This window comes from Bilifractor sp. LCP21S3_F8, assembly GCF_052117805.1.
Taxonomy (GTDB): domain Bacteria; phylum Bacillota; class Clostridia; order Lachnospirales; family Lachnospiraceae; genus Bilifractor.
Genome location: NZ_JBQKIK010000013.1, coordinates 1 through 16,344, shown reverse-complemented (window position 1 = coordinate 16,344; position 16,344 = coordinate 1). Strand labels below are relative to the sequence as shown.

General features: G+C 42.6%; 19 protein-coding genes and 1 pseudogene. 16 read left to right on the top strand and 4 right to left on the bottom strand.

Going from position 1 to position 16,344, the window contains the following annotated elements:
- Positions 1-259: 259 nt before the first annotated feature.
- Both ACTQ3A_RS07630 and ACTQ3A_RS07625 read left to right on the top strand, forming a co-directional pair.
- Positions 260-589: a hypothetical protein gene (locus tag ACTQ3A_RS07630; protein ID WP_441494522.1), complete on the top strand. Its 330-nt coding sequence runs from the start codon at positions 260-262 to the stop codon at positions 587-589.
- Positions 590-601: 12 nt separating this feature from the next.
- Entirely contained in the window at positions 602-1,093 is a 492-nt protein-coding gene (locus ACTQ3A_RS07625) for a phospholipase D-like domain-containing protein (RefSeq protein ID WP_441495284.1), read from the top strand.
- Positions 1,094-1,386: 293 nt separating this feature from the next.
- Here ACTQ3A_RS07625 and ACTQ3A_RS07620 read toward each other — a convergent pair whose 3' ends face one another.
- Positions 1,387-2,361, bottom strand: a complete 975-nt coding sequence (locus ACTQ3A_RS07620; protein ID WP_441494523.1) for an Abi family protein — start codon at positions 2,359-2,361, stop codon at positions 1,387-1,389.
- 469 nt (positions 2,362-2,830) lie between these two features.
- Between ACTQ3A_RS07620 and ACTQ3A_RS07615 the strand changes: the two genes are divergently transcribed.
- Positions 2,831-3,247 carry a hypothetical protein gene (locus ACTQ3A_RS07615; protein ID WP_441495283.1) on the top strand — a complete coding sequence of 139 codons (417 nt, stop codon included), beginning with the start codon at positions 2,831-2,833 and terminating at the stop codon, positions 3,245-3,247.
- A gap of 44 nt (positions 3,248-3,291) precedes the next feature.
- On the opposite strand, the gene ACTQ3A_RS07610 is transcribed toward ACTQ3A_RS07615, so the two are convergent.
- Positions 3,292-3,693, bottom strand: coding sequence for a BlaI/MecI/CopY family transcriptional regulator (locus tag ACTQ3A_RS07610; RefSeq protein WP_441494524.1), 402 nt, complete (start codon positions 3,691-3,693; stop codon positions 3,292-3,294).
- A 141-nt stretch (positions 3,694-3,834) separates the two neighbouring features.
- On the opposite strand from ACTQ3A_RS07610, the gene ACTQ3A_RS07605 reads away from it, so the two are divergent.
- The 13 genes from ACTQ3A_RS07605 to ACTQ3A_RS07545 all read left to right on the top strand — a co-directional run bounded on the left by ACTQ3A_RS07605 (position 3,835) and on the right by ACTQ3A_RS07545 (position 15,456).
- Positions 3,835-3,969 (top strand): hypothetical protein, encoded by a 135-nt coding sequence (locus tag ACTQ3A_RS07605; protein ID WP_441494525.1) that lies wholly within the window; start codon positions 3,835-3,837, stop codon positions 3,967-3,969.
- A gap of 304 nt (positions 3,970-4,273) precedes the next feature.
- On the top strand, positions 4,274-5,488 hold the full coding sequence (locus tag ACTQ3A_RS07600) for a M56 family metallopeptidase (protein ID WP_441495282.1): 1,215 nt from the start codon (positions 4,274-4,276) through the stop codon (positions 5,486-5,488).
- 128 nt (positions 5,489-5,616) lie between these two features.
- Positions 5,617-6,450 (top strand): hypothetical protein, encoded by an 834-nt coding sequence (locus ACTQ3A_RS07595; RefSeq protein WP_441494527.1) that lies wholly within the window; start codon positions 5,617-5,619, stop codon positions 6,448-6,450.
- The gene (locus tag ACTQ3A_RS07590) at positions 6,447-7,175 is read left to right on the top strand and encodes a hypothetical protein (RefSeq protein ID WP_441494528.1); all 729 of its coding nucleotides are present in this window, start codon (positions 6,447-6,449) and stop codon (positions 7,173-7,175) included. The genes ACTQ3A_RS07595 and ACTQ3A_RS07590 overlap by 4 nt, the downstream gene beginning before the upstream one ends.
- Entirely contained in the window at positions 7,172-8,014 is an 843-nt protein-coding gene (locus ACTQ3A_RS07585; protein WP_441494529.1) for a hypothetical protein, read from the top strand. Before ACTQ3A_RS07590 ends, ACTQ3A_RS07585 begins: the two co-directional genes overlap by 4 nt.
- Before the next feature lie 200 nt (positions 8,015-8,214).
- A complete protein-coding gene (locus ACTQ3A_RS07580; protein ID WP_441487048.1) occupies positions 8,215-8,874 on the top strand; it encodes an ABC transporter ATP-binding protein in 660 nt (219 codons plus the stop codon).
- A gap of 61 nt (positions 8,875-8,935) precedes the next feature.
- Positions 8,936-9,577, top strand: a complete 642-nt coding sequence (locus ACTQ3A_RS07575; RefSeq protein ID WP_441494530.1) for a hypothetical protein — start codon at positions 8,936-8,938, stop codon at positions 9,575-9,577.
- A 371-nt stretch (positions 9,578-9,948) separates the two neighbouring features.
- Complete coding sequence (locus ACTQ3A_RS07570) at positions 9,949-10,830, top strand: ATP-binding cassette domain-containing protein (RefSeq protein ID WP_441494531.1); 882 nt, start codon at positions 9,949-9,951, stop codon at positions 10,828-10,830.
- A gap of 70 nt (positions 10,831-10,900) precedes the next feature.
- Complete coding sequence (locus tag ACTQ3A_RS07565; RefSeq protein WP_441494532.1) at positions 10,901-11,521, top strand: hypothetical protein; 621 nt, start codon at positions 10,901-10,903, stop codon at positions 11,519-11,521.
- Positions 11,522-11,608: 87 nt separating this feature from the next.
- Positions 11,609-12,682 carry a hypothetical protein gene (locus tag ACTQ3A_RS07560; RefSeq protein WP_441495281.1) on the top strand — a complete coding sequence of 358 codons (1,074 nt, stop codon included), beginning with the start codon at positions 11,609-11,611 and terminating at the stop codon, positions 12,680-12,682.
- A 353-nt stretch (positions 12,683-13,035) separates the two neighbouring features.
- Positions 13,036-13,356 carry an IS66 family transposase gene (locus ACTQ3A_RS07555; protein ID WP_441494534.1) on the top strand — a complete coding sequence of 107 codons (321 nt, stop codon included), beginning with the start codon at positions 13,036-13,038 and terminating at the stop codon, positions 13,354-13,356.
- A 1,441-nt stretch (positions 13,357-14,797) separates the two neighbouring features.
- Positions 14,798-14,953, top strand: coding sequence for an IS3 family transposase (locus tag ACTQ3A_RS07550; RefSeq protein WP_441494535.1), 156 nt, complete (start codon positions 14,798-14,800; stop codon positions 14,951-14,953).
- Positions 14,954-15,135: 182 nt separating this feature from the next.
- Positions 15,136-15,456, top strand: coding sequence for a hypothetical protein (locus tag ACTQ3A_RS07545; protein ID WP_441494536.1), 321 nt, complete (start codon positions 15,136-15,138; stop codon positions 15,454-15,456).
- 115 nt (positions 15,457-15,571) lie between these two features.
- Here the strand turns inward: ACTQ3A_RS07545 and ACTQ3A_RS07540 are convergent, their stop codons facing one another.
- Both ACTQ3A_RS07540 and ACTQ3A_RS07535 read right to left on the bottom strand, forming a co-directional pair.
- Positions 15,572-15,805 carry a hypothetical protein gene (locus tag ACTQ3A_RS07540; RefSeq protein ID WP_441494537.1) on the bottom strand — a complete coding sequence of 78 codons (234 nt, stop codon included), beginning with the start codon at positions 15,803-15,805 and terminating at the stop codon, positions 15,572-15,574.
- Positions 15,805-16,233, bottom strand: a pseudogene (locus ACTQ3A_RS07535) (IS1634 family transposase); the annotation flags it as partial. The pseudogene ACTQ3A_RS07535 and the gene ACTQ3A_RS07540, both read right to left, overlap by 1 nt.
- Positions 16,234-16,344: the final 111 nt, after the last annotated feature.

The following is a 16,344-nucleotide window of genomic DNA, read 5'->3' as shown; positions in this document are numbered from 1 at the left end:
GGCCCGCAGGTCCTCCCGCGGTTCCAGTCCTCGTAGGTGTCCGGAACCTGATCACTAAAGACAATATAACCGGAATGGTGGAATTTGTCAACCTGTCTGATTTTTGCGTCAGATGTGCAAGATAACAAATGGCTGATATGGTCAGGAGGATTGTCAATGCATCCTAAACGTGTCGGCGGATAATTTCAATGTCACGGTATGTGAAAACAGCTGATCGTTTACACCCGCAGGATCAAACCTGTAAGAATGGAGACCCATCATGAAAGCGAACCATCGGCGAATTCTCACAGAATACGTTAAACAGCTTGAGAAGGGAATGTATTCTGCGTTTATTGACAGTTCTGTCAATACAAATCTCGCCTATAAGCCGGAATTCGTATCCAATAATTACCACGAAGGCAGGAAGGTCCTGTCGGCACTGGAGAATGAACTGCTTCAATGTGAAGAATTTTACATCAGTGTCGCTTTCATCACACTCGGCGGGATAACTCCTCTTCTTCAGACATTTAAGGAGTTAGAGGAGCGGGGGATTCCGGGCAAAATTCTCACCACCAATTACCTGAATTTCAGCGAACCCCGTGCCATCTAGAAGCTTCACGAGCTGTCAAATCTGGAAATACGAATGTACATGTCGGATGATGACGAGGGCTTCCATACGAAGGGATATATTTTCAAGAATAAAGATGTATATCGGATCATCGTCGGAAGCTCCAATATGACGCTGACGGCTCTCACCAAAAATAAAGAATGGAATACGAAAATCATATCCACGGAATTCGGAGAATATTCCGAGCGTATTCTCACAGAATTCCAAGATCTTTGGGCTTCGGACAAAACCAGAGAATACCATTCGTTTATCGATGAATACCGAACAGCGTTTGAGATTTCAAGAAAACAGCGTCAGATCGCCCGGGACGCAATTCAGGAGAGCGGCGCGCTGGATTTTGAGTTGTACCGACTGAAACCTAATGCGATGCAAACCGCCTTTATAACCAGCCTGAGGAATTTGATGAAAAGAGGCGAAAAGAGGGCACTTCTGATTTCTGCAACAGGGGACGGTGCAATAATACAGACAGGACGAAAAGCCGCTTAAAATAAGGCTTTTTCGGACCTGTCTTTTCTTTTGGCCGGGTGCCGGGCCAGGGTAAACGAGGCAGAATACATATATGTTCTTGAAACTGGAGATATAAAAAACTGGAAAGGGATGAGAGTACTGAGAGATCAGCGATATATAGATATGCTCAAATTTGGGCAACAAAAAAGAGAGCCACAGAGTGACTCTCCCAGTGCAGTCCGAAAACATACACCTCAATCGTGAAATCAGTATACCAAAATACAGACTTGAAGGCAAGCTTTATTTGCTCAATGTGGGGTATGAGAATAGGACTATGAGTTCAAATATGCTTCGAGTGAGGTGATTTTGGAAGCAACATTCTGCTGGATGATCATGCTATAAATCTCCGGTGTAACCGAGGATTTAAGAAGAGCATTCTGTTCCTTATACTGACGCAATAAATCCTTTGCTCGTGTGTTGTTGAAGTCAATTCGCTTAAGTAAACAACAGATGATAATTATGTAATCTACCAATGAGTAAAGCGTGATATTTTGTATTCCGGTTTCTTTCTCAACCCACCTTTTGAGAACATTACTGATGTTGCGATCTTTGAATCTGGTATCAAAAATAATGTTGTTGTGAGCAACTGCATTACGTAATGCTTTTAAGGTGAAGAGAACAGTAGAGAGCAGTTCTCGATTAGTATCGATTGAAACATCAAATAAATCAATCTGATTCAGAATATCCTCACGAGTTGCAGTATTGAGGCATTCAAAAAAACTTGCGAGATCTTTGAGGCACAAAATCTCAAAAATTGCCCATAGAGGTGCATCTTCACCTCGGTTATAAAAATGGCGTACCATTTGATTTTCTCGACGATCTTCGTCGCTGTATCTTCTGGATAACTGAGAATATACAGAGTTCCGGAGTTTTAATCGTTTGAGCTGCAATTTTGCATTGGATGGATTATCTGACATTCGTTCTTTGTAGACGTAGTCAAACGTTCCCTGTCTCAAGCCTTCTACTGATGTATTACAAACAATGTTTTTAAGTGCAGTTTCTAAAAACATCAGTGTGGGATATAGTGCAGCCTTCATATTGTTATCATATTCAATGACAGCTACAACTTCACTGAAGTCGGTATAAGGAATTTGGGCGTTCTGCTTTCTGACAAAGCGATAACCCTTATACCCATGGTAGTATCCATAACTTACAAGCTGCTTTTTTTGCTTACTTCCATTGATTTGAACATTGCAGTCATTCCGCAGGTGACGCATGAGTCCATTTATTGTTTGAGGAGATGCCATTAGCTATCCTTCTTTCTTAATATAAGATCAATATAATTTCCTTAAATGATATCAGAAAAAGCTGTTTAGCACAAGAAAGAAGGTGTTTGGATACTTAAATGATAATATGTGGTTAAAAAACAAACAAACGACAAAACCCGATTTTTGAAAAGACAGATCTGGATAACTGAAAAACTTTGCAAATCACAAGTTGATGATATGTAGAGGTTTCAGTGCGTCCGGACCTGTCTTTTTTGCGCTCATTTTTTCTTCCTGCCGCCTTTACCGCGCCGGCTTCCGGGAACGGATCTTGAGAAATACCCGGGCAATGCAAAATACATAGAAGCAATTGAAGATTTGTAGAAGCACGAAGATGAAATGTCCGGCAACCAGGAATTTAGGCAGATAATTATTCCAATCACCAAATTATATAAACCATCTGTAAGAAATGAAAAATCATATGTTGCCTGTATGAATGTAAGTTGTATTTATGATTCTGGGAATGGTTATTTTGTTTCTGCGAATCAACCCGCAGAACTTTATAGCCCACTATCTTTTCCTTTTCATGTCAATGCTGTTTGTTATAGCAGTTGATGGAATTACGTTGTTCAACTATTTCCGAACAACACAGGAGCAAAAAGAACTAAGAATGTACCATACTTATCTGCCGGTCGTTGAAAGCCTGATTTCCGACGTGCGCCAAAAACAACATAATTATGCAAACAGTCTTCAGTTGATTCGAGGGCTGGCTTTTTCCTGTAAGGATTTTGAAACTTTAAAGAATGCATTATTGCAGAATACAAGAGATGATCTGCATTCTGACTACAGGGTGGAATTGATGCGATTAAATCAGCTTCTCATTTTTTCAATATTTCCCTTAAAAACTTTTCCGTGTAATTCTCTATAACGGTCAAACCGGAAGAGCCTTTAGCGAACTGCTGCACAAACATATTACTTTTTCAGCAGTTCTTTTTTCTTTGCTTCAATCAGTTTCTCAAGCTGCTCGATTTCATGGATGTCTTCTGAATCAGACACAAACTGTCTCACAAGTTGCATAGTATTCCCGTCTCCTGCGGATTGACGATAGCAGTCAGCCCAGTATGCGTCCCGCTCTAACACGGGGACATAGGAGCGGGCGAGAACCGTGTTGCTGTAGACGATATCCGCTACTTTAATTGCATTTTTCTTCAGCAGAGTCCGCAGACAAACGGCGATGGTATTCGGGTTGACCGTGCCAAGCTGTCGGATGTCGGCCGCCGTTAAAGGACGGTCACTTTTCCATAATATTTCCATTACATCAAGTTCTTTCCCGGTCAGATGAATGGTTTTCTGTTTTTCTCTTGCATTAGTCATAGCGATGTTCCTCATTATGTTTCCTGATCAATTATCGATTCAGTAATAATTTACTGCATTTCATACAAAATGTCTATGCGCTTTCTGGTATTATCTCCAATAGATAAATAAATAATGACGATGTAAAATATTACACAAGCAATGAAACACCAGGGAAAGCTGATGCTGTTCGCAAGCCACAATCAGGAGGATATCCGGATACTGTGCGATGAGGTATATGAGTTGGAAGACGGTCATCTGTTGGAAAAAGACAGAGTGGGTAAGGAGAAAAGATGATCAATAATAATATTTACGACATAATAAAAAAAAGAGAGAATACTTTCCGCTTAATAGAGAAATTAAAAGAACAATGTTGAAATTCACTGCCATATGTGGGATTATTGTATTAACGGCATTGTCTTTCACCTGTTTTAACCGATCGGTTTTTGCGGAACAGCGTGCGATTCCGGAAAGCCGGCAGGTTATTCTGCACGCTTCAAGAATTGTCTGGAAATACAAGGTGGAAAACGGTGCATTGTGGAAACGAAAGTATAATCTGGATACCGAAAAATGGATCGGAGACTGGATCCGGGCATGATATATGGGAGTGAGCATGATGTACTGGTGGCCGCGGCTTATTTCATCCGTATTTTCTTATGGAAATTTCTGGAAGGGAATATTGTGCGGCGTGGTTCTTATTCTGGGCCTTCGGATCGTGACCAGAGATGCAGAGAATGCGAATCATCGCGCCGTTCGGCTCTGCCTGGCGTTGCTCTTTATTCGATTTGTGTTTCCTGTAACTTTTCCTTGGGAAGTTTCTGTATACAGCACGTTTCTTGGGAAAATAACCGCTCCGTTCAGGAATATTGTCACCTGGGGAGGAATGGCTTCTGTTCTGGATGTCCTTCTGCTGGTATGGCTGATTGGGACTGTTGTAAGCGGGATCGTTCTTCTGCGGCGTATTCTGTTGTTTTACAGGGTGCTTAAACATCATTATGTGGCTCGTTCGGAGAAAAATAAAGCTGTGTTTTCCTGGATGGACAGGAAATTTGGAGCGGCGTACCGAATCGCTGTTCTGCCGGGAACAAGTACGCCGGCGATATGCGGGATCCGGATGCCGGTGCTTATCATCTCTCCCCAATGGAACTGCAGCGAGGAGGAATGGAATCTGATTCTGGAGCACGAGGCAGCACATTTTATGAGCAGGCATACCTGGATCACGATGTTGCTGGCTGCATTTTCTGTGACGCAGTGGTGGAATCCGCTGATAAAATCGTTAAAGAAGAATTTCGATTACTTGATGGAGATAGATGCCGATAATCGGGTGATTAGACACGAATCCATGATGGAAAGGCTGAAATATGCCTCGCTTCTTGTGAAAACGGAAAAACAGCTGATGTATACAAAAAGTAAGACGATGGGGGTTCGAAATCTTATATCGGTTCCTTTTTTTAGTAAGGGTAGTCTGATTGGCGCCAGAGTGAAAAACATCACGAGAGAGAGAAAGAAGGAGAGTAGGAAGCATTGCTTGGGACGAACAGTGTTAAGTGTGGGAATGCTGGCATTTGCTTTTTCTGTATATGTAGTGACAATTGAACCGGATTATTTACCGGAATCAATTCGTCATCAGGAGATGGCCGATACAACTGAAACAATCATTACAAAAGACAATAGTTACCTGGTGGAATGTGGAGAAGGGTACGAGCTTTACGTAAATGGCTCCTTGTTTTTTAGCTTTTCCTCAAAGCAAAAGGTGCCTAAAGAACTGTTATGTCTGCCCAAAAAGACAAATGATAGAATAAGTGGATCAGAATGAATGAATAAATTTGCGAGTGTACTTATCGTGCTGTTGTGGTATTGGATCATACAGATATTTAACTAAAATAATGCTGGGATGTCAATTTAATATTGAGATTGGCATCCCGGTATAAAAAGGAGCTAGATATGCGTTCAATAAAGAAAGAAGAACTTCGCAGGGCTTTCGGTGGAATGGGCTTTAAGCTTGCTGTGCTTACCGGACTGGCGATTGCTTTTTCTCATATCGTGCTTGTGCAGGTGCCGCTTGCGAGGGAGAATCATATGGCAAAGCTGGGACTCTTGCTTTACCCGCTGTTGGAACCGTATTATGCTTCCTTTTACAATATCATGATGGATATTATGAATCCTGAAGGATACGTGTATTATCTGCTGCTTCCTGTGATTGCCACCATGCCGTTCAGTGCTTCTTTTTACTTGGATCGGAGAAGCGGATACAAGATGCAGGTCTGTCAGAGAACCTCGCAGAGTCAGTATCTCAACGCGAAATATCTGGCCTGTTTCCTGTCAGGAGGCGCAGCGGTTGCGATCCCGCTTGTGGTGAACTACCTGTTTGCTCTGATGATTCTTCCCAATATTATGCCTTCGGCGGCGATGGGGACAAACACGTTGTCTGCGCAGATTCTGTTTTCCAATGTGTATTTCATTCGGCCGGAACTCTATCTGCTGCTCTATCTGGCAATTGATTTTCTGATGGGCGGTCTTTACGCGTGCTTCGGTCTGTTTCTCAGTTTCTTCATCCGGAACGCTTTCGTGATCTGGAGCGCGGGATTCTTGATTCAGCTTCTGATAAACGCAGCAAGTGACAGCTCGCAAGATACCTTATATTATTCAGCAGTGCACTGGATGCGTCCGGGAATGGGGATTGCATATCCGGCCGTTACGTTGCTGTGGATTGTACTTCTCGGGGCAGTTCCCGGAGTGCTATACCGATTCTGTGCCAAAAAGAAGGAATTTCTATGATGCGACGAATGATAAGTCTGATTCTGATCGCGGCCGTCTGTGTTCTGAATGTGGTATTTCTGGCCGGGGATATCGATTTCTTCTACGTGCAGAACGGACTGCACGTATGCATGAGTGACTATCTGATGATATCAACGGTGCCGGCATACGCGGATCTTCGTGTGTTCATACCGTTTCTGATTATTCTGGTTCTTGAGGAGAAAAACAGGCAGACGTATGTTTTTGTATTCCGGTACTCTTCGAGAAAGCGGCTTGCGGGGCATATTTTGAGACGAAGTCTGTGCAGAGCAGTATTTTGTTCCGTGGCATGGACGGCTGCGGCTGGGATTGGCGGAGCACTCCGGAATCTTCCGGTCATGAACTGGTCGGAGAGCGGAAGTGTCTACGCCGGTCTGGTCCGGAGTACACTGTCATCCGGGGGAATCGTGCCGGTTGTTGCTCTTCTGTGCGTGTGGAACGGAGTGAGTAAGCTTCTGTTGTATGAGCTTTTCTACGAAATTCTTTTCCGTGTAACCCGGTATACGGCGCTTGTGTGGGTCCCGGCAGGAGTAAACGCGGGAATAGGCTACATGATGTATCTCGCGGAGCGTCACTGGTTTTACATTCTGTATGAGAGATCCTTCTGGGTGTCGGCCTTCTGGCAGTATCTGTTTTTGTCGGCAGTGTGTGTCGCCTTATATGGGATTTTATACGCGGTAATCTGCAAGGGGGATGTGCGCAAATGAGAGGAGGACGTGACGGACGTTTTTCCGGATTTGCAAATAATGAAAATCTGTACACGGCTTTTCTGTTTCTGGCCGGAACACTGTGTGATGCTGCTGCGGTCGCATTTTCAGAGAATGCTCTTTACCGGGAGTACGGACTCCTTCACGGGAAAGCATGCAGGATTTCCGCAGTTTCGCTGTGGGTGGCGCTTTTCCAGGGAACGCAGCCTGTGATCAACACAGTATCTAAGGAGACGACAGAGCCTTTCAGGATCCCTGCCTTGTGGGCGCTCTGCATGATCTGTTTCTTTCTCATGATCGGTCTGGCGGTAGAAGAAATGCGCGGCGCTGCGTATCAGCGGATCCTTCGAGAAGGAAGCCGGGCGAAATGGGCGGGACGAATATGCTGTAAAATTACAGCAAGAGTACTGTTGTGGTATGCTTGCATTTGGGGATCTGTTGTGTTTCTTGCGTTCTGTCTCGGCGGAACGTGGGCGCCTGGAGACAGAGGGGCTTTTCTATTGATAAGCGGTGTTCCGGAAGAGCTTTTGTCTCCTGTTTATCTGTGCGCCGCACTGTGGCTGAGTGTCCTCGCAATGCTGGCGATGGCGTTTTTTCAGGCGGTAATCTGCCTTCTGGTATCACCGATGATGGGAATTGTATGTTCTGTGGCAGCGCTGGCCGCCTCGGTCTTCTGGCATGCGCCTTTTCTTCCGGGTGAATACCTGCAGTTTGTGAGAATGAAGCCAGACGAGCTGCTGCCGGGAGTCTGTACAATGAGTCTGATCCTGGCAGGCAGCGTTTTTCTGATATTTGTCCGTGTGCGCAAAATGGATTTCCGGACTTTATTCCTTATCTGAACCTTTCTGAGGGTGGGTTAGTGATATATGGAATGTGCCTCGGAGTCGAAGGCTGCCGGATTCTTCACATTGCGTTAATCACACATACAATGGTTCCGGAGCCGAAAACTGCCGGATTTTTCATACCGAGCGATCCACAGGTTTTGGAGATCGGGATGCTGAATAGATAGCATACATTATAATGGGAAAGCGGGGATATCATGTATCTAGAAGTGAATCATGCGGGAAAAAAGATCGGACCCGATGAGGTCCTGAAGGATATTACATTTTCACTGGAAAGGGGAACGGTGTGCTCGCTGATGGGCGGGAACGGCGCGGGTAAATCCATGCTGATGAAGGCGATTTGCGGGCTGATTTTTCTGACGGAGGGAACGGTTTCGGTAGACGGAAAGATAATCGGAAAGGACATTTCCTTTCCGCCGGATCTGGGCGCGATGATCGAACACCCGGGTCTGATCCCGCAGGATACCGGCTGGCAGAACCTGCGTGAGCTTGCTTCAATACGCAAGCGTATCGGAGATCCGGAAATTGAAGAGGCTATGAAACGGACGGGGATCTACGAGGCGGCGGGTAAGAAGTTCCGGAAGTATTCGATGGGAATGAAGCAGCGGCTCGGGATAGCAGCGGCTATCATGGAAAAACCGTCTCTTCTCATTCTGGATGAGCCGTGCAATGCGCTGGATGAAGAGGGAAGAAACATGGTGTTCCAGATTATCCGGGAGGAAAAAGAAAGAGGAGCGCTGGTCATTTTGGCAGGGCATGAGGCGGAGGATCTGGAAAATGTATCCGACATTATGCTGATCATGAAGAACGGAAAGATTGTAGAGCGGAGGGAGTTATCGGTTCAGAACGAATCATGATGAGATATAGACATTTCGGACACTTGAAATCGTTTCCGTATCCGTTTGGCATGAGTAGAGGATGCTTGCGCTGATCGAAGCCCGGAAAGGCGAGATGCTGTCTGATAATGGGAAGACTGGTCTGGTTAATGAAAAAATGGGAGGTGGCGGATCGGTGAAGGGGAGCGGGAAAAGGAAAAAATGGATCGTGTTGCTCTGCTGTGCGGTTTTCATCGGTGTGTTCGGCTGGAGATACTGGAAAGTCAACACAGAATGGCCACAGGAAGAGGAAGTGAATATCCCCATGGGCGATACATATTGCATAGACGATCTTGAAGTGACGGTGGAAGACGCGTCCATGATGTCTCAGGAGGATTCTGAGAAGAGGGTAAGGGCGGAACATATGGGAATCGTTACCGATGAGATACACTGCCGTCTCGTGAACATTTCTCTACACGTGAAAAACACAGGGACGACGCCTCAGTCATCCGAGGCTCTTCTGGGCTATCTTGTGACGGGCGCATATCACAACGGATTTATACTTTCACAAGAGGAGTTTCAGAAATTTCCTCTCGACCCCGGCAAGGAAGTAACGGTGACGGGAAACTGCCTGCTCAGCTCCACCGGCTTCAGCAAGAGCCAATGGAAATATCTGGAAAGCCGGAAATATGCGTTGTCCTTGTCGGTATATCCAAAGGCTGTGATGATGAATATTGCTATTTAAGCTCTGCGAAAACACAGAAAGAGAATACGATACGTAAACTGAAGGATGAGATTGAGATTCTCGAAGTAGAAGGACAGGGATGCCACGATGATTGCTATATTGCCGGTCATTGGGTAAATCGGAGTAATACTGTAACGTATGGTTGTAATTGGATCGGGCCAAAACGAACGGCTTATAATAATTTCTTTTTATAATAATGTTGCATAAGATGTACTGTGACTTCATTCTGAAATATAACATTATTTGTTGTTAGGCGCTGATTTTAGTGTAAGTAATGACTGCTGTTTGAGTTTTGTCGTATCTAGAGAAGGCAATTTTATCAAGAATTGAAAATTATTTTGATAATACGATAAAGAGTAGGAGAGAGACGGATGCTTCGATTGGAGAATATCGGAAAACAATACAAAAGCAAAGTCGCACTTCAGGACGTATGTACAGAATTGGATCGGGGAGTCATTGGTTTATTAGGGCCGAATGGTGCGGGAAAGACAACACTTCTTAGAATTCTAGCTTCGGTTTTAAAGCCATCAACCGGAGAAATTTACTGGAAGGGAAAACGCATTACTGAGAAAAATTTAACAAACTATCGGGATTTGCTGGGATATATGCCGCAGGAATTGCGCTTTTACGATATGCAAACTGTGTGCAGTTATCTTACATATTACGAGGTATTAGACGGAAACACGGAAAAATCGGAGATTCGGTCAAAAATAGATGAAACGCTGGGACTATTAAATTTAACAGATCAGAAAAATGTAAAAATAAAAGGAATCTCCGGTGGAATGAAAAGACGGCTGGGTTTCGCACAGGCGATCATAAGAAGGCCTCAGATTCTGATCTTAGATGAGCCTACCGTCGGTCTGGATCCAGGTGAACGTAGAAATCTCCGCAAGGTTGTTTCGGATTATGGACGCGATCACATCGTTATTCTTTCCACGCATCTTACAGAAGATATCGAAAGTGTTTGTGACAGGATATTATTACTGGAACAAGGACGTTTGTTTGCGGATACAAACGTAGATGCAATGATTGGAAAAACACAGGGGCATATCTTTGAAAGGAAGAAGCGTCAAAACGAAGAGTCTTGTGTTCGTGGAGAAGTGATTAGCGTTCGCCATACCGGAGATTGGGAAATCGAGCGGTATATCAGCGATCAGTCAAATGAAGAAATCACCAGAGGCGCGGTATCTGTTTCTCCAAATCTGGAGGATGCATATCTGTATCATCGGTATCGATTTAAATGTAAGCATTGATTGACCCGATTCCAACTTCTTTTGGGTAGAAAGATTGATAGGGCTGTCAGAATAAGGACAAGAACAAAAAATGTGGTTTATCAGAAGAGTGCTTGAAGAAGTCAAATTGCTGTGCAGCTATGGGGTTTATCAGGTTTCGATCTTGCTTTTTGTTGCGATTGTCCTTCTTCAAAAAGATGTTTTGTCGGATGGAAAAACTATTGAAGTATTGGGAAGTTACATTGGACTTGTGGGAGTTCTGGATGTTGCTTTTCGCTTTTTTATTGAACATCGATTGATAACGGAAACACATTTACTGTTAAGAAAATACAAATCGGGAAGCGCGATGAGTATATTAATTGCGATTTGCGCTCCGACTGTTCTGATTGTCTTGGCTCTAAATGTTGGACTATCTCTTTTTGGTTGGGAAAACATGAATAATATCCCTAAAAATATCTTGTACTCTGGAATGTATTGCATTCTATTTAGTTCGATTGAGATATTTTTCGCGGCGCTGTTTCGAAATTATGTTTGTGGCATATGTTTTGCGGCGTTATATTGGCTATATTCTATTTCCATAACCTTTTCTACAGGTATAGTCAAGGCGTTTTCGCCTGCTTTGAGTATTTTGGGGTGTTTCATTTATCTTATAATTGGATTTTTGATGGCGTTTGTATCAGAGTTGCTTTTAAAAAGAGAGCACTACCGTTGATGGATTAATCGAAAATAGAAAAAATGCGTGTTTAAATTCTAGGAGAAAAATGAACGAGATTCGAGTTGCCTATAGTGGCTTTGCATGATGGGAGAGAAGAAGAGTATGCTTCGAGTTGGTTTTTCAAAAACGCAGATGGCTTTTTTGGCGTTCATGTTCTTAGCAATCAGCTGCGCTACGTATGCAACAATGGGGCAATATGTTCAATATTATACCCTACATGATGCGGCTGAGTATAACAAGGTTTATTCAAAAGGAGAAGAACAGTCTGTCAACCAGGAAATGATCAATGAAGACATGCAATTGCCCGTGACTGATCAGGAAGAACAGCGGCAGATGGCAATGAAGAATACAATCCGGGAACTGTTAAAAGATGGGATACAGGAAGAAGATATTCAAAGGATACAGAAGGAGATATCCGATAAAGGTGAAAAGACACCGGAAAAAATTGATGAGATTATTACAGAAATAACGGGTATGAGTCGTGTCTATTTGATGTTTTATGATGCGGCAAAGATACGAAAAGGAACATTAAATGAGTTTCGTGAATATGTATCAGATCAGGTCGCGGAGCGAGGACATATTCCGCTGGTCTATAAGTACGTAGAATTTTTCTTGCTGTATTCTATGTTTGCGATGATAGTATATGGAACTCTTCGGTACAAGAAGTATTGTGATCCTTATTTTACGGATAATTTGACTTATCGTGATCAGATGACTGTATCAAATCTTTTTTTGGCAGAGTTTCTTCCGATTTTGACGTTTGGTGCGGCTGCATTAATGTTGAATTCTCTTTTTTATCTCGGCTCAGTGGGAATGGATCTGAGAGATCTGAAGACTGGCCTGTTTTTTCCGCTTACAATTCTCGTACAGATTTTTTTTGTGTGTAGTCTGTGCTTATTTGTCAATTATATAACGAAGAAATGGCTTGTGTCAGATGTATTGGTTGTTCTTCTTATTTTTTACAGCAATTCTTCCGTACAGGTTTCAGAGGTTGAAACGAGTGTACCAATTAAACCGCTATCGATTTTGATACGCTATGATAAACCTTTTTTTGAAAACTTTCAAAAGGCAAATTGGGTTGCCAATGATTTGCTATTGCTTGTTGCAGGCGGTGCGATGTTGTTTGGGTGTTCCTTTTTGTTGAAAAAGCAGAAATAAAAAGACTCTTCTGGCATCCATGTGGGTAACTGTCCCTAACCTCTCCAATGTTATTTTGTAAGCGGTAAACCGCCAGTACCTGTTGTACCTAGCTAGCCTTTGCGATAATGGAGTCGAATAAATCTAAGGTTTTTTCGACTTCTCCAAAGGAGGCTTGGTATTGATGGACAAGATCACATCCGACGTTCCCCGTCAACAATGGTTTGATATCATTCAGGCCTGTAATGCTATGCTGTCGAGGAACATCACATCAAGGTCTATGCAGGAAGCGATAATCAGACAATTGTAAAAGCAAACCGTCCGGGGGATCTCCTCCGCGGCAATATCGTCATCCCCTCTCTGGAAGCGGTATTATGAACGCCAAGTATGTCAATGCCGTACCGCTGTACCAGCAAGAGCAGGAACTGAAGCGCAACGGGATCAATCTCTCCCGTCAGGTCATGGCAAACTGGACAATCCAGTGTGCGGAGCGATGTCTGGCGGTTATGTATGACTGGCTTCATAGACAGATCTACGACTATCATGTACTGCAGGCGGATGAAACACCGGTGATCGTCACAAAAGACGGACGTCATGTGGGAGCCAAAATCTACATGTGGGGTTACCGTACAGGGAAAAGCCGGAAACAGATGTACGAGGAAGAACTGGATAAATCAAAGATACAAGATCTTTAATGTTGAGAGGTGAATCCAATGGTTCATAGGTATTAATTATCAGAAGAAGGCGGCTTGAGTGAGGATGTTCCAGTTTTTAAACAACAATTGCTACCAGTGAGACATGGCACATTGATTGTTTGAGTTTGAGCATTTCCCTATATTCTCATTTCATTTTAAACTAGCATCCATTAAACAAATAATGTGCGAGGTGATTTTAATGAAAGATTCTCCATTGAAGGTTTTGGCTTTTAAAACCATAATTCTTAGCATATTGGGTTTAAATACGCTTCCGTTTCTTTCAATAATTGTCCAGTATATTGACTCAGTAACTGGCTTTAGTTTAGGAAGCGGTTATCATACTAATAATATAGATTATATCTTTGAAAGCCCTCTGGTTTATATTGGGGTTGTTCTTTGCATTAATATCGTCTTAGCAATGATTTATTTAATACATTGTTACTTAAAAAAAAAGCGAGGTGACTCAGAATGAAAAAACAATTAGCATGATATTGAGTTTTATTTTGATTTTAGGATGTTCAACGACGATCTTTGCAGCTGACAGCAATAATAATTACACATAAAATCTTCCCCATAATGGAGCTGAATATTTTGAAATAGAAGTTAGAGATGATGAAGAAAATGAAAAACGAATTTCTGATTTTATTACCGTATATGGCTATCAATATACCAAAGGTAATCTAAAAAGTGGTACATAGAGAAACGGTACAAGCGGTGGTAGTTCAGCTTCTAGTTCTACCTTATCATTAAATTACACTAACAATAACTCTTATAATATTTCCTTTACGGCTTCAGTCTCCGGAAATTATACAAACGGTGGGACTATAGGCTCTAATTTAGGCGTTACACTGGGTGCATCAAAATCGTATTCGTTAGGTAGCGGATACTCTGTAACAGTTCCAAAAGGATCTCATTATTTAATCAAGTACCGTCCAATGTATTATACACAATGTATTATACATATGAAGTAGTTGAAATTAAATATATTGAACGATATAACGAAGGATTGGGTGGCATGGAGAGATATGTAGTTGGAACAAAAACATGCTATGTAGACGTATTTTCACACTGGGATTTCACGCACGTAGCTAATTAACGACATATCATAATGATTTTTAACAAGTTGGACACCCTCCGCTAGGCAATAGCCTGGTAGATTCGGTCAATTTCCTCTTCGAAGATTTCATCCGGAGTTCTATAGCCCAGGAGTTTTCTCGGCAAGTGTTTTGGTGACCTTTTCCAGATCCGTGAGGCTGGCGAACTCTGATCCATTATCACTGTTATCCCGAATTCGGGATAATAGTGATCGTGGATGTCATTACCGATGGCCGGAATGGATCAAAATAGTTGATGATGCGGGATTTACAAGATCTATGTCGAGAAAAGGCTGTTCCCCAGACAACGCTGCCTGTGAGGGCTTCTTCCGACATCTAAAAATGAGATGTTTTATAACCGCAGTTGGGAAGGCTGTTCGATTGCTGAGTTAAAATATGAGATCGACAGTTATATTCGCTGGTATTGCACAGATAGAATTAAATCAACACTCGGAGGACTCAGTCCTCTTCAGTACAGAAAGGAGTTGGGGGTGGCTGTCTAAAAAAATGTCCGCACCCCCGGATCTTTTTTATTCAGGTGTCCAAGTTGATTTTACAATCGGCGAGCAAAGGAATTTTAAATGGCATGAGGAAATTATTATATCGCTAAATCATAAATCTGTGAGTGCTTGAAATAAGAGGTTACAGACCAGATCATCACTATTTTTAAACGAGGTGGAAATTCATGAATAACAGTATAGAATTATTGATTTTTAATATGATTTATGGTTGCATAATGCTTTTATTGGGAATATTTTTAAAAAAAACAAAGCACTCAAGTACAGTGATTATGTTTATTTCAGGAGATTATTCTGATTTAGATCCTCACAAAGTTTGTTATATTATTGGAAAGAGAATGTCCACTCTAGGTATAGTATTATTTCTAATAATTCCCTTTGATTTTTGGGAGCCTTCAATTGCTTTCTTTGCAATTTTAATCTTAACTATTTTGTGGGTGATATATGAATCTTGGGATTTTACAAAAAATAGGGGAAATTATAAATAAAACTTTCCCAACCGATGAGACTATATAACAGCCTATACGAAATGTGAACTTCCAGATATTTTGCAACTAAAACTCATATAACGGGCTTCTTTGCAGTCTCTGAATTTTACCTGTTTCATTCTTCGTCTTTCAACGGATCACCCTTGATGTACCGGAGGATGTCCTCATAGCTTCGTGAGCTTTCAGAGATTGCCTTCATCAGTTCTTCGCTCTGCTGCACTTTCTTCTTGTCCAGCAGCTCTTTCAGCTCCTTCGTCAATTGATCATACTGTTGCCTGTTCTTGCTGATTGCCGTTTCAAGCTTACTGATCTTTTGCTCCAGTACATCTCTGCTAATTGTTCTTGCCATTACTTTGTTCCCTCCTTTAGCGTACTGCTGATGCAGGCAGCCTTATATTTCACATGCGATGCATCAATTCCAAAGGCGCTCAGGATTTCTTTCTGTGTCTTCGTCACCGCATGATCCATCCTGTATACATTATCCAACTGCCTGCACATCTCGATTTTTTCAAGTTCCCGGACAGCTGCAGGTACCGTGAAATAATTCGTTTTTTTTACCATGGTGCCTGCCTTGTCTTTTAACGCGGTATAAATTCTACAGCGAATGATCAGCGCAATAAATCCGATAAAGATCTTGTTATTTGCCGCTTCTTCCGAGGCAACCCGGAGCGCTCCATTGCCAAGGTAGGACTTATCTGCGCGGAACAGTTTTTCTGACGCATCCCGGTTTTTATACAGGCTGATTGCCTGCTTTGTATTCATCTTTTCCGATGTGATTGTATATTCCGACCGAGAAGACCAGTCTCCACGGTCGATTAGCCCATCCCTAACGGATGGATAGCCCACCTGTCACGGTGGAATAGCCCACCATTCACGGAAAGGAGCCCA

Excerpts from the sequence above, each read along its gene's own strand:
- ACTQ3A_RS07630 (WP_441494522.1), top strand. The coding sequence starts at position 260 with ATGAAAGCGAACCATCGGCGAATTCTCACAGAATACGTTAAACAGCTT.
- ACTQ3A_RS07620 (WP_441494523.1), bottom strand. The coding sequence starts at position 2,361 with ATGGCATCTCCTCAAACAATAAATGGACTCATGCGTCACCTGCGGAAT.
- ACTQ3A_RS07615 (WP_441495283.1), top strand. The coding sequence starts at position 2,831 with ATGATTCTGGGAATGGTTATTTTGTTTCTGCGAATCAACCCGCAGAAC.
- ACTQ3A_RS07610 (WP_441494524.1), bottom strand. The coding sequence starts at position 3,693 with ATGACTAATGCAAGAGAAAAACAGAAAACCATTCATCTGACCGGGAAA.
- ACTQ3A_RS07605 (WP_441494525.1), top strand. The coding sequence starts at position 3,835 with ATGAAACACCAGGGAAAGCTGATGCTGTTCGCAAGCCACAATCAGGAG.
- ACTQ3A_RS07600 (WP_441495282.1), top strand. The coding sequence starts at position 4,274 with ATGGGAGTGAGCATGATGTACTGGTGGCCGCGGCTTATTTCATCCGTA.
- ACTQ3A_RS07595 (WP_441494527.1), top strand. The coding sequence starts at position 5,617 with ATGCGTTCAATAAAGAAAGAAGAACTTCGCAGGGCTTTCGGTGGAATG.
- ACTQ3A_RS07590 (WP_441494528.1), top strand. The coding sequence starts at position 6,447 with ATGATGCGACGAATGATAAGTCTGATTCTGATCGCGGCCGTCTGTGTT.
- ACTQ3A_RS07585 (WP_441494529.1), top strand. The coding sequence starts at position 7,172 with ATGAGAGGAGGACGTGACGGACGTTTTTCCGGATTTGCAAATAATGAA.
- ACTQ3A_RS07580 (WP_441487048.1), top strand. The coding sequence starts at position 8,215 with ATGTATCTAGAAGTGAATCATGCGGGAAAAAAGATCGGACCCGATGAG.
- ACTQ3A_RS07575 (WP_441494530.1), top strand. The coding sequence starts at position 8,936 with ATGCTTGCGCTGATCGAAGCCCGGAAAGGCGAGATGCTGTCTGATAAT.
- ACTQ3A_RS07570 (WP_441494531.1), top strand. The coding sequence starts at position 9,949 with ATGCTTCGATTGGAGAATATCGGAAAACAATACAAAAGCAAAGTCGCA.
- ACTQ3A_RS07565 (WP_441494532.1), top strand. The coding sequence starts at position 10,901 with ATGTGGTTTATCAGAAGAGTGCTTGAAGAAGTCAAATTGCTGTGCAGC.
- ACTQ3A_RS07560 (WP_441495281.1), top strand. The coding sequence starts at position 11,609 with ATGGGAGAGAAGAAGAGTATGCTTCGAGTTGGTTTTTCAAAAACGCAG.
- ACTQ3A_RS07555 (WP_441494534.1), top strand. The coding sequence starts at position 13,036 with ATGAACGCCAAGTATGTCAATGCCGTACCGCTGTACCAGCAAGAGCAG.
- ACTQ3A_RS07550 (WP_441494535.1), top strand. The coding sequence starts at position 14,798 with ATGTTTTATAACCGCAGTTGGGAAGGCTGTTCGATTGCTGAGTTAAAA.
- ACTQ3A_RS07545 (WP_441494536.1), top strand. The coding sequence starts at position 15,136 with ATGAATAACAGTATAGAATTATTGATTTTTAATATGATTTATGGTTGC.
- ACTQ3A_RS07540 (WP_441494537.1), bottom strand. The coding sequence starts at position 15,805 with ATGGCAAGAACAATTAGCAGAGATGTACTGGAGCAAAAGATCAGTAAG.